Below are 15738 nucleotides of genomic sequence, written 5' to 3'. Positions count from 1 at the left end.
GTCCCGTTGCGGTCATTTCCCGCTACGCGTGAACGTAATGAACAGAACCGTGACGGCCGTCACCGCGCAGGTCCACAATCCTAGTCACCGACGACACCCGGCCAGATGTCCCCGCACGGGGGCGTCCCGGCGCATGAGGAGTAGCAGAGCTGATGAACGTCGACGCCAGACCCGGTGACACCCCGGCCGACCAGCCCGACCCCCGGCACGACGCACCGGCCGAGGAGTATGTGCCGCCCAAGCCGAAGCGCGACCGCACGCACTGGCTCTACATCGCGGTCATCGTCGCGGTGATCGCGGGCGTGGTGGTGGGCCTCGTCGCGCCGGAGACCGGCAAGAGCCTGGGCTGGTTGGGCACCACCTTCGTCGGGCTGATCAAGATGATGATCGCACCGGTCATCTTCTGCACGATCGTGTTGGGCATCGGCTCGGTCCGCAAGGCCGCGACGGTCGGCAAGGTCGGCGGCCTGGCGTTCGCCTACTTCCTCGTCATGTCCACCGTGGCGCTGGGCATCGGACTGGTCGTCGGCAACGTCATCAGTCCCGGTACGGGACTGGACATCTCGTCGACGTCCGGCGAGGGCGCGAAGCTGGCCGACACGGCCCACGAGGCCGGCGGCACCATCGAGTTCATCCAGGGCATCATCCCCACGTCGCTGGTGTCGGCGCTCACCGACGGCAGCGTGTTGCAGGCGCTGTTCGTGGCGCTGCTGGTGGGCTTCGCGATCCAGGCGCTCGGACGCACCGGCGATCCGATCCTGCGCACGGTGTCCTACCTGCAGAAGCTGGTCTTCAAGATCCTCACCATGGTCCTGTGGGTGGCCCCGATCGGCGCGTTCGGGGCCATCGCCAACGTCGTCGGTCAGACCGGCTGGGCCGCCGTGGGACAGCTCGCCACCCTCATGCTGGCCTTCTACCTGACGTGTCTGGTCTTCGTGTTCGGCGTCCTGGGGGCGATGCTGCGGGTGATCGCCGGGGTGTCCATCTTCCGGCTGGTCCGCTACCTCGCCCGCGAGTACCTGCTGATCTTCGCCACCTCGTCGTCGGAGTCGGCGCTCCCCCGCCTCATCGCGAAACTGGAGCACCTCGGCGTGCAGAAGACGACCGTCGGCGTGGTCGTGCCGACCGGGTACTCGTTCAACCTCGACGGCACCGCGATCTACCTGACCATGGCCTCGCTGTTCATCGCCGACGCCATGGGCGACCCGCTGTCGGTGGGCGAGCAGATCGGGCTCCTGGCGTTCATGATCATCGCCTCCAAGGGCGCCGCCGGCGTCAGCGGGGCCGGGCTGGCGACACTTGCCGCGGGCCTGCAGGCACACCGGCCCGAGATGCTCGACGGCGTCGGCGTGATCGTCGGCATCGACCGGTTCATGTCGGAGGCACGCGCCGTCACGAACTTCTCCGGGAACGCCGTCGCGACCCTGCTCGTCGGTTCCTGGACCAAGACGATGGACAAGGACCGGATCGACGAGGTGCTGTCGGGTCGCGACCCGTTCGACGAGTCGAACATGGTCGACGACGACCCCCACCCCATCACCTCCGCCGAACCGGAGAAACTGCCGGCCGGCCGCTGAGCGGGCCTCGCACGGTCATCTCTGGCATGATGAGGGGTGCCCCGTGATTCATCGCATCGGCGATCCAGTCTCTCGTGACGCGCCCGGTCTGACGTAACGACCGATCCCTGACGGCGTACCCGGCAACAATCAGAAGGCCAGAGGTACGCACTCTTGTCCCTTGCATCGGTGTCGCGTCCGCGCGACACATCGACGACGTTCACCAGCTCCTACACGGAGCTGGCCGCCGAGGTCCGGGCGTCCGGGCTGCTCGATCGGCGCCGCGGCTCCTACATCGCCCGCATCACCCTGACGGTTCTCGCGTTCGTCGGGGCCTGGACCGCGGTGATCCTGCTCGGCGACACGTGGTGGCAGCTCCTGCCCGCCGTCGCGCTCGCGATCATCAGCACCCAGTTCGGGTTCCTCGGCCACGACGGCGCACACCGCCAGATGTTCTCCTCGACGGCTGCCAACGAATGGGCCGCCCGCCTGCTCGCCGGTGCCGGTGCGGGTCTGTCGCTGCACTGGTGGCGCCACAAGCACAACCGCCACCACAAGGGGCCGAACCAGATCGGCGTCGACCCGGACATCGCAGACGGTCCGATCGCCTTCACACCGCAGACCGCTTCGAGGCGCTCGGGCGTGTACGGGTGGTTCACCCGGCATCAGGGCTGGTTCTTCGTTCCGTTGCTGACCCTCGAGGGCGCCGCGCTCCACGTGGCGAGCCTTCAAGGCCTCGCGGCGCGGACACCCGTGCCGCATCGCGCGGTCGAGACGTCGCTGATCGTCCTCCGACTCACCGCCGGGTTCGTGATCCCGTTCCTGGTGATGTCACCCGCGCAGGCGGTGGCGTTCGTCGTCGTCCAGCTCGGCGTCTTCGGGTTGCTGCTCGGCGGGTCGTTCGCCCCCAACCACAAGGGCATGCCGCTCGTGCCGAAGGACATGCGGGTCGACTTCCTCCGTCGACAGGTGCTGATGTCGCGCAACATCCGCGGCGGCCGGTTCACCGACTTCATGATGGGTGGGCTCAACTACCAGATCGAACACCACCTCTTCCCGAGCATGCCGCGCGCCAACCTCGCGAAGGTCCGCCCGCTCGTCCGCGCACACTGCGCACGCCACGGGGTGACCTACACCGAGACGTCGCTGCTCGGTTCGTACGGAATCGTCATCCGGTACCTCAACCAGGTCGGGCTCGGCGACCGCGATCCGTTCACCTGCCCGCTCGTGCGCATGTACCGCTGACCCGCGGGCTCTCCGGCGTCCCCGACCGGCGAGGACCCCGACCGGCGACACGAAAGGGGCCGCCCCACCACGTGGGTGGAGCGGCCCCTTTCGGAACTCTGGGCCGAGGGGTCAGTTCGCCGCGGCGGCGGTGGACATCACGCGCAGCGCGGCGATCAGGCCGTCGATCAGGTTGCCCTGACGGAAGGCGCTCACCGCGGCGGTGACACCGAGCGCTGCGACACGGTCGTTGACGCGGCTCGACACCTCCTTGCCGGAGACGATGACGACGTCGCGGGTGTTCGGCGAGACGGCGATCAGCGTGCCGTATGCCGGTTCGGGGGCCTTCGCGAGGATCTGGCGGGCGCTGGCCTCGAGATCGTCGCCGGCGAGGTCGCCGATGTAGACCGAGAAGCGCACGAGGGCCTTCTCGCTGGCGGCCTTCAGCGTGTCGTCGAGAGCGATGAGCTCCTTCTTGCTGAAGGGCGGGGTCGACGGGGCGTCACCCGGGAAGCGGGCCGCCGAGATGCGTCCGCTGTTGGTGATGACAGTGCCCTCGGGCAGCTCGGCCGCCGACCGGGCCGCGACCTCTGCACTCACGTTCGCGTGCGAAACCTCACCACTTGCCACTTGCCGTGCTCCCATCCAGATCGCCGGGTTCCACATGTCGCGGAAGTGCCATCGGCTCGATGTCGGTGGCACTGAAGAGAAGCGGATCGCGCTCCCACCGCTGGTCGAGGGTGTACTCCTTGACCTCCGGGTACTTGACCCCGCCGGAGAACACCATCGAGACGATGCAGAGCACGACGAAGAGCACCGTCACGATCGTGACTGGCACTCCGATGGGGACGATCAGGCTGTCGATGTCCATGTCACCCTTTCGATGGTCGCGCCGGACCCGCCCGGTTGTCGGCGCAGGTCATCGTTCATCAATCTAGCCCACAACACCGCGCCCGGTGCACCGACCCCTACAGCGCGTCGTAGACGGTCCCGATGTGGTTTGTCCGACCTCATGCCGCCCCGGCGCCCATGTATCGGATCCACGCCGGGTCGATGTCCTCGACGGCTGCCAACAGCCCCCAGTGCCGGCCCTTCGGCGCGGCCGGGCGGGTCCGCAGGGTCCACCCCAGTTCACTGAGCAGGCGGTCGGCCTTGCGGTGGTTGCAGGAGGCGCAGCTGGCGACGCAGTTCTCCCAGGTGTGGGCGCCGCCGCGGCTGCGCGGCACCACATGGTCGATGGTGGTGGCGGGCCTGCCGCAGTACCCGCAGCGGAACCGGTCGCGGCGCATGAGTCCGGCCCTCGTGAGCGGCACCGACGCGCGGTACGGGACGCGCACGTACTGACGTAACCGGATGACGGTGGGCACCGGGACCGCGGTGGCCGCCGAGCGCAGCGCCTCGCCCGACTCGTCGGCGTGGACCAGGTCGGCCCGCCCGCGCAGCATCAGCACCACCGCGCGCCGGATCGTGACCGCGCTCAGGGGCTCATAGGTGGCGTTGAGGAGCAGCACCCGGCGGCGTGCCCACGTCCGCGGAGCGTGCTCGGCCTCCGGATCGGACGAATCCGGACCGTGCAGATGTGTCACCTGATGTGTCTTGCTGTGTGATCGGTGTGTCATCCGACCTCCCGACGGGACTGTCTTGCAACAGGCTGACCAGCACAGTTCACCACGGAGGCCGATTTCGCGCAGCAGAAATCGCCCGGCACGACGCAGGCCACGTTGAGGCCCCGGCACCGCGTGAGGACAATGGCGGCTGTGACCGGCAACAGCTCCCAGACCCAGCCGCCCCGCAGCTTCTACGAGGAGATCGGCGGGGCCGAGACGTTCCGTCGGCTCACCGAGGTGTTCTACGCCGAGGTGGCCAAGGACGAGGTGCTGCGGCCGCTGTACCCGGAAGAGGACCTCGGCCCCGCCGAGCGACGCCTGCGGATGTTCCTCGAGCAGTACTGGGGCGGGCCGCGCACCTACTCCGAGGAGCGCGGACACCCCCGACTGCGTATGCGCCACCACCCGTACCGCATCGGCCCGATCGAGCGCGACGCGTGGCTGCGGTGCATGCACACCGCGATCGCCGCGATCGACGACGAGACGCTCGATCCCCCGCACCGGCAGGCCCTCGTCGACTACATGGAGATGGCCGCGCAGTCGATGATGAACTCCCCCATCTGAGCTCGCCGTCCCGGTTCTCCGGGGACGACGACCTCCGGGGTGTCCTCGCCGAACAGCGGGCGATTCGCGTCCCGAACGGACGACACGCCGACGACGCGCCGATTGACCTGTGTATCCGGCGGTGAACACCGTTAGGGCAGAATGACCACGGTGAGCGATGAGACACGAGATGTTGTCCCCGCCGAGCCATCTGACGGGGGTCAGCCCGACGGCGCACACACCGACGTAGCGGGCACGCCGGTCTCTGAGCACGACTCGGACGCCGACGAGGCCGCGAACGGTCCGGCGGCCGAGGACGTCCCGGCCGCCGACACCGCGGGTGAGCAGTCCGGGGCCACGCTCGAGACCGCCGGACAGGACACTTCCGACGCCCCCGCCGACGCGGATGACGACGCGGCCGGCGACATCACCGGCGCTGCCGCCGACGACGCCGTCGAGGCGGACTCCGCGCCGGCCGATCTCGCATCCGACGACAACCTGTCGACCCCGGCGTATCCCGCGGCCGACGACAGCGAGTTCACGCCGGTCGACGAGGCAGCGGTCGACGCCTCCGGCGACGCCGCCACACCCGAGACGACCACTCTCGACACCGTTTCGGGCGACACCGTCGCCCTCGAGCGCGATGCTCCGGAAGCCGACGCGCTCGACGACGAGGCGATCGAGGCCGACCTCGACGCCGCCGGCGACCCCGGGCCCGACGCCGCAGTCGCCGGCACCGACCATGCCGACACAGGCGATTTCGGCACAGGAGATCTCGGCACCGCTCACGCAGGCACCGACCTCCCCGGCCCCGCAACGGATGCCGCGATCGTTCCCGCCCCTCGCGTCGCCGGGCAGCTCGATCCGCGCGACGACACCTGGTGGAAGTCCGCGGTGTTCTACCAGATCTACCCCCGGTCGTTCGCGGATTCGAACGGCGACGGCGTGGGCGACCTCAACGGTGTCATCCAGCGGCTCGGTTACCTCGAACTCCTCGGTGTCGACGCGATCTGGCTGAGCCCGATCATGCGCTCACCGATGGCCGATCACGGCTACGACGTGTCCGACCCGCGCGACATCGACCCGCTCTTCGGCGATCTCGAGACCTTCGACACCCTCATCGCCGAGGCCCACGACCGCGACATCCGCGTCACGATGGACCTGGTCCCCAACCACACCAGCGATCAGCACGAGTGGTTCCGCGCCGCGCTGGCCGCCGGGCCGGGTAGCCCGGAACGGGAGCGCTACATCTTCCGCGACGGACGCGGGGAGAACGGCGACGAGCCGCCGAACAACTGGCACAGCATCTTCGGCGGACCGGCCTGGACGCGGGTGACCGAGCCCGACGGCTCCCCCGGCCAGTGGTACCTGCACATCTTCGCCCCCGAGCAACCCGACCTCAACTGGGAGAACCCGGAGGTCTGGGCGGATCTGGAGCAGACGCTGCGCTTCTGGCTCGACCGGGGCGTGGACGGATTCCGCATCGACGTCGCGCACGGGATGGCCAAGCCGGCCGACCTGCCCGACATGGATCTGTCGAATGCGGTGCTGCTGAGCAACGACGACGACGATCCGCGGTTCAACAACTATGCGGTTCACGACATCCACCGCAAGATCCGCGCGGTCCTCGACGAGTACCCGGGCGCGGCGAATGTCGGCGAGATCTGGGTGGACGACAACGAGCGGTTCGCCGAGTACCTGCGACCCGACGAGCTGCACCTGGGCTTCAACTTCCGCCTGGCCAAGGCGCCGTTCGAGGCCGGTGCGATCCGCGAGGCCATCGAGAACTCACTCGACGCCGTCCTGTCGGTCTCGGGCACTCCCACGTGGACCCTCTCCAATCACGATGTGGCGCGGGAGGTCACCCGCTACGCGCCCGTGGATCCCGCGACCGGCGAACTCGACCTGGAACGCGGCACACGTCGCGCTCGGGCGATGATCGTCGTCGAGATGGCGCTGCCCGGCACGGTCTTCGTCTACAACGGCGCCGAACTCGGCCTGCCGAACGTCGACGACCTGCCCGACGAGGCGTTGCAGGATCCGGTGTGGGAGCGGTCGGGTCACACCGAACGCGGGCGCGACGGCTGCCGTGTCCCGATCCCGTGGCAGGGCACCGAGCCGCCCTTCGGCTTCAGCACCTCCCCCGACACCTGGTTGCCCATTCCCGAGTCCTGGCGGTCACTGACCGTCGAGTCCCAGCTCGAGGATGTCGGCTCCATGCTGTCGCTGTACCGGGCGGCCATCGAACTGCGTTTCCGGCGTCCGGAATTCGCAGGCGACCGGGTCGAGTGGTACGGAGCCCCCGAGGGTTGCCTCGCCTTCCGTCGCGACGAGGGGCTCCTCGTATGCGCGCTCAACGCAGGCGAGGAACCGGTGCCGCTGCCCCCGGGCGAGCTGCTGCTGATCAGTTCGCCGCTCGTCGACGGGATGCTGGCCCCGGATTCGGCCGCCTGGCTGGTCTGAGTCGTTCAGAGCACCGTCACCGCGAGATCGCGGTGACGCCGCTGGTAGATCGATCCGAACCGGGCGTCGATGCGGATCCATGCCGCGGACAAGCGGATCCGGACCGGCTCGGCCTCGTCGATCAGCTCGGTCGGCGAGGTCTCGGTCACCGCCCGGCCGTCGCGGTCGCGGATGAAACCCATTGCGGTGAGGGCGAAGACGGAGCGCATCGTGACACCGGCCGTCAGCGTGCCGTCCTCTGAACCGACCTCGAGGACGTCCTGGTCGAGAAGCCCGGTCGCAGGTCCGTGGGCGCTTCCCTGCTCGCGCGCGACCCGTGCGCCCTCCCTGGCGAGTTCGACGATGCTGCGCGCCGGGACGTCGTCGACGTGGCGATAGCCGACCGTCGTGGGAAGCGCTCCGCGCCAGGCGCTGTCGAGCGAGAATCCCGGATCGACCGGCTCCCCCGGCGCCGACGCGCTGAGCGCGGTGTACAACGTCGTCGCATCGCAGACGAGATCGGCGGGAGCCACCCGGCCGGTGACCGCCCGGGTCGCGAGCACCTCGAAACCGGTGTGGGTCCACAGTGCGAGCAGCCCGTCGGGACGCGAGGCGACGCGCACGACCGCGGCGTCGTCGAGGCGTCGGGCGTGGGCGAGGAAGGCCGAGGCGTTGCCCCGGTCCGAGGCGGCGATCTCGACGAAACGTTCCATCAGCGCACCGAGCCCGCGCCGTCGGCGTCCCGCCGGAACGAGCCCAGATACTCCTTCTGCTCCGGGGTGAGCCGGGTGACGCGCTGCGCGTCGACGTCGAAGGCGACCAGCTGCGTGCGGGCGACCACCGCCGGCTTGGAGTCCGGCGCCGCACCGGCCGCGCGCACCTCGTAGCCGACGGTGAAATCGACGGCACGCAGACGCTCGACGTACATCGTGACCTTCAGCGGGCCCTCGGAGTGGCGCAGTTGAGCCTGGTACCGCACGTGCAGGTCGGCGACCAGGCACCCGTCGCGCAGCGGCGCGGTCGGGCGTCCGTCGAGGAAGAGCCACGGGATGCGGGCCTCTTCGAGCAGGGTGACCATGCGGGCGTGGTTGATGTGCTGGTAGACGTCCATGTCCGACCAGCGCACCGGGACCTCGACCACGTAGCCGTCGGCGGTGGCGATTCCGGAATCCTCGTTGAGCACGGTCCCAACCCTACGCACCGGCGCGGCGGGTGCGGGCGCGGCCGCCGCGCCGGTGCCGCTATGCGGGCGCGATCTCGACGGGCAGCCCGTTGAGGACCGCGGTGCCCGAGAGCGGGTCGAGTCGCGACCCGTCGTTGAGGGCGTTCACATTGACCCCGGGGTCGTCGGCGGCGACGGCCAGTCGCGTTGCGGCGTCGTCGTGTCCCCACCCGTGGGGCAGGGACACCACCCCGGGCCGGATGTCGTCGGTGATCTCCACCGGGACCGTCAGCGCGCCGCCCGGCCCGCGGACGGTCGCCATCCCGTCGACGCCCAGCCGCGCCGCATCCTGCGGATGCATCTGCAGGGTGCAGCGGTTGGTGCCGCCGCGCAGGGCGGGCAGGTTGTGCATCCAGCTGTTGTTGGAGCGCAGGTGCCGCCGCCCGACCAGCAGCAACGACCCCGGCTCGGTCCCCGACCCCGAGTCGACGGCGCCCCGCAGGCGCGCGAGGTCGCCGACGAGCGGATCGGGTGCCAGCTCGACCTTCCCGGAGGCCGTCCGCAGGATGCCGGGCAGCCGCGGCCGCATGGGTCCGAGGTCGATGCCGTGCGGCGCGGCGAGCACGTCGGCGAACGTCAGCCCGTCACGTGCGCCGAAGGCGTCCCCGTAGGCCCCGAGCCGCAGCATCATGTCCAGCCGCCGCCGGTGTCCCGGCGCGTCGGGAAGCATGCCGACCAGTTCGTCGACGTCGCGACCGGCGACCGGGGAATGCGGATCGCGGACCTCCTTCGCGAGGGTCGCGGCGATGACCTGTTCGTCGACGAGGCCGGGGTCGGCGTCGACGCCCACTCCGGAGAGTCCCAGGATCAGCCGGGCGACGATCCCGATCTCGTCGGGCCGTCCGTCCGGCAGCGGCAGCACCGGCGGCGAGTACCGGACCGTCGCGCGCACCGCGAGGTTGTTGAGGACAGCGTCGAAGTGCGGGCTCTGCGACGGTCGGGGCGGCGGCAGGATTACGTCGGCGTGGCGGGTGGTCTCGTTGAGATACGGGTCGATGCAGACGACGAGCTCGGCGGCGTCGAGTGCCGCGGCCAGTCGCGCCCCGTCGGGAGCCGACAGCACCGGATTGCCCGCGACGGTGACCAGCGCGTGCAGCCGCCCCTCGCCCGTGGTCTCCAACTCCTCGGCCATCGCGACCGCCGGCAGCTCCCCCGCCACCTCCGGGTGACCCGACACCCGGCTGCGCCACCGTCCGGTGCGGAATCCCTTGCCGGGCCGGGGCGGTCGCGGCGCAGGAGCGGTGGGCGCGGTCGGGAACATCACCCCGCCCGGCCGGTCCAGGTTGCCGGTGAGGATGTTCACCACGTCGATCAGCCAGCAGCCCAGGGTGCCGAACTCGACGGTGCTGGTGCCCATCCGCCCATAGACCGCCGCGGTCGGCGCCCCCGCGATGTCCCGGGCGAGCCGGCGGATCTCGCCGGCGGGAACATCGCAGTACGCCGCCACCCGTTCCGGAGTGAGATCGGCTATCTCCCTGCGTAATTCGTCGCCGCCGAGGACGAACTCGCCGATGCCGCCGAGATCGTCGGCGACGAGTCCCTCCTCGAACAGGCCTGCCACGACGGCGGCCAGGAGCGCGGCGTCGGTTCCCGGTCGCGGTGCGATGTGGGTGTCGGCGAGGCGTGCGGTCCGGGTGCGTGCCGGGTCGATCACCGTGAGCCGACCGCCGCGATGCCGCAGTGCGTTGAGCTTGCCCGGGAAGTCGGCGGCCGTGGTCATGCTGCCGTTGGAGACGACGGGGTTGGCGCCGATGACGACGAGGTGGTCGGTGCGGTCGACGTCGGGCACGGCGAATGTCCCGGCGTGGCCGAAGAGGTACCCGACCGCGGCCTGTTTGGGCATCTGGTCGAGCGTGCCGGCGGAGAAGACGTTGCGGGTGCCGAGCGCTCGCGCGAGCATCGGCGCGTACATCGTGCCGGCCAGGGTGTGCGCCGACGGGTTGCCGAGGTAGAGGCCGACCGCCGATCCGCCGTGGGTGTCGATCACGACACGCAGCCGATCGACCACCAGCGCCAGCGCCTCGTCCCAGCCGGTTTCGACGAAGACGCCGTCGCGTCTGACCAGCGGCATCTCGAGCCGATCCGGGTCGTTGTCCAGTTGCGGGAACGTCGCGCCCTTCGGGCAGATGTATCCGTGGCTGAACACGTCCTCGGCGTCGCCGCGGGCGCCGGTGACGTGTTCGCCGTGCCCGCCGGGTCGCCGATCGACGACGAGGGTCAGCCCGCAGGTCGCCTCGCACAGCGGACAGATCCTCGGGGCGGTGCGCGGGGTCATGGGTCCAGGCTAGGACGCCGGGGCCGTGCGCATGGTCGATTCGCCCATGCGGCGACATGCATCCGGCGCCCCGGGATACCGGACGACAACCGAGACGGCTCCGGCGTCAGCGGATCACGCTGCGCAGCTGGCGCGCCGCCACGGAGAGCGTGGCGAGGTCGAGTGTGCCGGTCTCCTCGATCTCCTGCAGCACGCCCCGCACACGGCTGAGCCGACTGGCCTGCGAGGCCTCCCACTCCGCGATCTTGTCCCCGGTCGGCTCGTCGGGTTCGCTGACCTCGAGGATCTTGAGCGTCAGCGCCCGCAGCGCACCGTGCATGTCGTCGCGCAACGCGAGCCGGGCCAGTGCGTGCCAGCGGTCGCCGTACTCGAGTTCGGACACCGCGGTGAGCAGCTCCTCGAGGCCGAAGTGCTCCATCACCGCGAAGTACAGTTCCCCGACCTCCTCGGGGTCGCGTTCGGCGATGTCGGAGGCGTCGATGATGTCGAGCAGGCAGAATCGGTGCAGGCTCCCGGCGACGTCGTGCGCGAGGTCGTGCGGCACGCCCTTCTCGATGTATCCCTCGGCCCGGTCGGCGACGTCGCGCCGCGAACTCTCCCCGTACCACTGCTCGGCGACGCTGCTCAGGTGCCGGACCCGCTCGGCGTAGCGCGTGATCTCGGCGGCCAGCGCGAGCGGCTGCGGGCGGAAGGCCAGCAACCACCTCGACACCCGGAAGAGCAGCCGACGCGCGTAGAGCATCATCTCGTCGACGACCGCCACCGGCGCCGGCGCGTGCCGGATTCTCTCGAAGAGCTCGGTGGTGCCGAAGATCTCGGCGGCCACCACGTAGGCGCGCACGCCCTCCTCGGTCGTGCAGCCGCTCCCTTCGCCCAACCGGAACAGATGGGTGACACCCGCCCGGTCGACGACCTCGTTGACCAGGGAGGTCGCCACGATCTCGCGCCGCAGCCGGTGTCCGGCGATGGCGTCGGCGAACCGCTCGCGCAACGCCTGCGGGAAGTACCCGGCGACCCGCGGCGCGAAGACGTCGTTGTCGGGCAGGTCGGAGTCGAGCAGGTCCGCTTTCGCCTGCAGCTTCACATGCGCCATCAGGGTCGCGAACTCGGGCGAGGTGAGGCCGCGGTGCAGGTCCGAGGCGACCCGCTTGCGCAGCTCCCGCGGCGTCGGCAGCGCCTCGAGTCTCAGGTCGACGCCGCGTTCGCGGGAGAGGAACTGCAGCATGCTGGCGTGCACCTCCACGCGGTCGAGCTCGAAGGCGCGGCAGAAACCCAGCTCGGAGTTCTGGGAGATGTTGTCCGCGAGAACGAGATCGGCGACCTCGTCGGTCATCGACTCCAGCAGGGGGTCGCGTTCCTCGGGCGCGAGCTCGCCGGTGGAGACCGCCGAGTCGAGCACGATCTTGATGTTGACCTCGTGGTCGGAGCAGTCGACGCCCGCCGAGTTGTCGAGGGCGTCGGTGTTGATCCGGCCGCCCGCGAGGTCGAACTCGATCCGCCCGCGCTCGGTGACGCCGAGGTTGCCGCCCTCGCCGATCACCTTGGCCCGCACCTGGTTTCCGTCGACGCGGATCGCGTCGTTCGACTTGTCGCCCACCTCGGCGTTCGACTCGGTCGACGCCTTCACGTACGTGCCGATGCCCCCGTTCCACAACAGGTCCACCGGCGCGAGGAGGATGGCGCGGATCAGTTCCGGCGGCGACATCTCGTCGACCCCGTCCTCGATGCCGAGCGCGGCGGCCATCTGCGGGCTGATCGGGATCGATTTGCGTTCCCGCGACCACACCCCGCCGCCCGGGCTGATGAGCTCGGCGTCGTAGTCGGCCCACGACGACCGCGGCAACTCGAACAGCCGCCGCCGCTCGGCGTAGGAGCGTGCCGCGTCGGGTTCCGGGTCGACGAAGATGTGCCGGTGGTCGAAGGCCGCGACGAGTCGGATGTGCTCGCTGAGCAGCATCCCGTTTCCGAAGACGTCGCCGCTCATGTCGCCGATGCCGACGACGGTGAAGTCCTGCGACTGGGTGTCGACGCCCATCTCGCGGAAGTGCCGTTTCACCGACTCCCAGGCGCCGCGCGCGGTGATGCCCATCGCCTTGTGGTCGTAGCCCGCCGAACCGCCGGAGGCGAAGGCGTCGCCCAGCCAGAATCCGTAGGACATCGCCACCTCGTTGGCGATGTCGGAGAACGACGCGGTGCCCTTGTCGGCCGCGACCACCAGGTAGGTGTCGTCGGCGTCTCGACGCACGACGCCGCGGGCGCCGACGACCTCGCCGGTCGCGCGGTCGATGTTGTCGGTGATGTCGAGGAGCCCGGCGATGAACTGGCGGTAGCAGGCGATGCCCTCGGTCCGCTGGGCGTCGCGGTCTCTCGCCGGGTCGCCGGTGGCCGCCGGCGGTCGTTTGACGACGAATCCGCCCTTGGCGCCGAGCGGCACGATGACCGCGTTCTTGACGGCCTGCGCCTTGACCAGGCCGAGGACCTCGGTGCGGAAGTCCTCCCTGCGGTCCGACCAGCGCAGACCTCCGCGGGCCACCGCGCCGAAACGCAGGTGCACGCCCTCGACTCGCGGCGAGTAGACGAAGATCTCGTGCAGCGGGCGCGGTTGGGGCGTCTGCGGGATCTCGCGGGGACGCAGCTTGAACGACATGACCGGACGGAAGTCCCCGGTCGTGTCGTCGGTGACGAAGTAGTTGGTGCGGGAGGTGGCCTCGATGACCGCGGCGAACGCCGACACGATGCGGTCGGCGTCGAGGTTGAGCACGGCCCCGATGTCGGCGTGGAGGTGCTCTCGGGCCCGCGTGCGCCGTTCCTCGTCGGCCGATGCGGGGTCGAAGGAGGCGACGAAGAGCTCCACGAGTCCGCGCGCGATCGACCGGTGCTGTCCGAGCACGGTCGCGACATGACTTGTGCTGTAGGAGAATCCGCACTGCCTGAGGTACTGGCCGTAGGCCCGCAGCATGGCCGCCGACCGCCAGTCCAGACCGCAGCGGATGATCAGTTCGTTGTAGGCGTCGACCTCGGCGGCGCCGGCCCAGATCTGTCGGAACGCCATGGTGAACCGCTCGTCGAGGTCATCGGAATGGTCGGCGTCGACCGACATCCCCTCGGCGAGCTGAACCCCGAATTCATATGCCCAGCACGGTGTTCCGTCTGCTCGGTGGATGTCGTAGGGATGTTCGTCGAGGACCTCGAGACCGAGACTGTGCAACACCGGCAGCACATCGGTGAGGGTCGCGGACTCCCCGCACAGATAGAGCGTGAATCGCCATCGCGATCGTTCGGCCGGCTCGACGTCGCCGGTGTCGACCTCCTCGAGGGTCACGTCGATGTCGCCGGGTTCGAGGGCGACGACCCGGATCAGGTCGTCCACCGCCTGCCGCGGCCCGCGGAGCTCCTTGTAGTCGGCCGACAACGAGGACAGCTGTCGCAGGATGAGGTCCGGTCCCCCGGCCACCCGTCGCGGCAGGTCCTCGATGCCGGTGACGATCTCGCGGACCCGTTCGTCCCAGCTGCGGATCGCGGCGGCGAGCTTCGCCTGCAGCCGGGCGTGCCCCGGCGACCCCGTTTCGAGAGAACCGAGCCGCTCGGCGGATTCGGGATCGACGCAGACCATGACCTGCAGCAGCGCGAGCGGCGTCTCGCTGATCCGTGCGGTGTACTCGACCGCGGTTCCGTTCAGCTCTTCGCGCAGCACCCGCTGCAGGGCGAGGCGCGTCTGCGTGTTGTAGCGGTCCCGGGGAAGGTAGATCAGGGCGATCGCCGAGCGGTTGTCGACGGTCGTGCGCACGAACAGGCGCAGTGAACGGGTGGACACCGCGTCGAGCATCTCGCGGATGCGCCGGGCGAGTTCGTCGGTGGAGGTGGCGAACATCTCGACCAGCGGATAGGTCTGCAGGAGCTCGATCATCGACTGCCCGACGTAGGAGCCCTCCTCGACCCCGGAGCGGACGAGCACGTCGTGCACCCTGGTGCGCAGCACCGGGACGTCGAGCACGGTCTGGTGCAGTCCCGCGGAGGTCAGGGTGCCGAGGAAGCGATGCTCGCCGTCGTAGTTGCCGTGACTGTCGAACGTCGGGATCTGCAGCAGGACAGGGAAGTTCGATCTCTGGATGCCGGTGACCAGGAACACCCGGCCGGCCCGCGGCAGTAGCGGCGGAGCCGTGATCGGCGGGAAGTCGCGGTTGACCGCGTCCGAACGCCAGACCCCGAGTCGTTCGTCGGCGTCCGCGGGTCCGTCCGGTCCCACGCGGGTGTAGGCGAACAGGTGGAAGTGGTTGCCCGCGAACCATTCGAGAAGTTTGCCGTACTCGTACCGGTCGGTGTTGCGGATGCCGGTCGACTCCCGCATCGGGGCGACAGACATCTCGGTGGCGGCCGTCGTCATGCGGGCCTTCATGCGTGAGGTGTCCCGATCGACATCGGCGACGCGGGCTACGACGTCGACGAGATCGGCCCGCAGCCGCTGCGGGTCGACCCCGTGCAGACCTGCATGGGTGCCGACGAAGATCCAGGACTCCCAGACCGCGCCGTCCACATCGTCGACGGTCTCGATCTGCCCGTCGGCGTCCCGGCGGACCGGCATCACCGGGTGGTCCATCCGCTCGACCGAGAGATCGTGGGCCTCGACGATCGCCAGGACCGCCTCGACCATCATCGGCATGTCGTCGTTGACGACGACGATCTCGACCGAGTCGGACTCGCCGACGGTCACGTCGACGATGATCTCCCCGGGACCGCGGCGTCCCGCCGTCGGGAGGTGACGCACCACCTGCCCGGCAGCGCTCTCGATCGCCGAGCCTTCGGCCCGGGACCTGAAGTAGTGCTTCACCGCGTCCGGCACGAGTGACGTCACATCGCCGATGCTAGTCA

The 15738-nt window shown here is 69.8% G+C and carries 11 protein-coding genes; 4 read left to right on the top strand and 7 right to left on the bottom strand.

From position 1 onward, the window contains the following. The first annotated feature begins 152 nt into the window (after positions 1-152). A complete protein-coding gene (locus tag GP2_RS00385; protein ID WP_006898454.1) occupies positions 153-1577 on the top strand; it encodes a C4-dicarboxylate transporter DctA in 1425 nt (474 codons plus the stop codon). A 153-nt stretch (positions 1578-1730) separates the two neighbouring features. Continuing rightward, positions 1731-2801 (top strand): fatty acid desaturase family protein, encoded by a 1071-nt coding sequence (locus GP2_RS00380; RefSeq protein ID WP_006898453.1) that lies wholly within the window; start codon positions 1731-1733, stop codon positions 2799-2801. Positions 2802-2912: 111 nt separating this feature from the next. Here the strand turns inward: GP2_RS00380 and GP2_RS00375 are convergent, their stop codons facing one another. The 3 genes from GP2_RS00375 to GP2_RS00365 form a co-directional block, all read right to left on the bottom strand. Next, positions 2913-3410: a DUF5130 domain-containing protein gene (locus tag GP2_RS00375; protein ID WP_006898452.1), complete on the bottom strand. Its 498-nt coding sequence runs from the start codon at positions 3408-3410 to the stop codon at positions 2913-2915. Then, a complete protein-coding gene (ctaJ, locus tag GP2_RS00370; protein WP_006898451.1) occupies positions 3397-3651 on the bottom strand; it encodes an aa3-type cytochrome oxidase subunit CtaJ in 255 nt (84 codons plus the stop codon). The genes GP2_RS00375 and ctaJ overlap by 14 nt, the downstream gene beginning before the upstream one ends. Before the next feature lie 139 nt (positions 3652-3790). Continuing rightward, entirely contained in the window at positions 3791-4399 is a 609-nt protein-coding gene (locus tag GP2_RS00365; RefSeq protein WP_006898450.1) for an HNH endonuclease, read from the bottom strand. 129 nt (positions 4400-4528) lie between these two features. Between GP2_RS00365 and GP2_RS00360 the strand changes: the two genes are divergently transcribed. Continuing rightward, positions 4529-4951: a globin gene (locus tag GP2_RS00360; RefSeq protein WP_040526082.1), complete on the top strand. Its 423-nt coding sequence runs from the start codon at positions 4529-4531 to the stop codon at positions 4949-4951. Between the two features lie 657 nt (positions 4952-5608). Beyond that, positions 5609-7393 (top strand): glycoside hydrolase family 13 protein, encoded by a 1785-nt coding sequence (locus GP2_RS00355; protein WP_157211621.1) that lies wholly within the window; start codon positions 5609-5611, stop codon positions 7391-7393. A 5-nt stretch (positions 7394-7398) separates the two neighbouring features. On the opposite strand, the gene GP2_RS00350 is transcribed toward GP2_RS00355, so the two are convergent. From GP2_RS00350 to GP2_RS00335, 4 genes are all read right to left on the bottom strand, one after another. Then, positions 7399-8085 carry a DUF8010 domain-containing protein gene (locus GP2_RS00350; protein ID WP_040526081.1) on the bottom strand — a complete coding sequence of 229 codons (687 nt, stop codon included), beginning with the start codon at positions 8083-8085 and terminating at the stop codon, positions 7399-7401. Beyond that, the gene (locus GP2_RS00345) at positions 8085-8555 is read right to left on the bottom strand and encodes an acyl-CoA thioesterase (RefSeq protein WP_006898446.1); all 471 of its coding nucleotides are present in this window, start codon (positions 8553-8555) and stop codon (positions 8085-8087) included. Before GP2_RS00345 ends, GP2_RS00350 begins: the two co-directional genes overlap by 1 nt. Positions 8556-8613: 58 nt before the next feature. Beyond that, positions 8614-10869 (bottom strand): molybdopterin-dependent oxidoreductase, encoded by a 2256-nt coding sequence (locus tag GP2_RS00340; protein ID WP_006898445.1) that lies wholly within the window; start codon positions 10867-10869, stop codon positions 8614-8616. Between the two features lie 106 nt (positions 10870-10975). Further along, complete coding sequence (locus tag GP2_RS00335) at positions 10976-15721, bottom strand: NAD-glutamate dehydrogenase (RefSeq protein ID WP_040526080.1); 4746 nt, start codon at positions 15719-15721, stop codon at positions 10976-10978. Positions 15722-15738: the final 17 nt, after the last annotated feature.

This window comes from Gordonia paraffinivorans NBRC 108238 (genome assembly GCF_000344155.1).
GTDB lineage: Bacteria > Actinomycetota > Actinomycetes > Mycobacteriales > Mycobacteriaceae > Gordonia > Gordonia paraffinivorans.
This window is presented reverse-complemented; position numbering and strand designations above follow the sequence as displayed.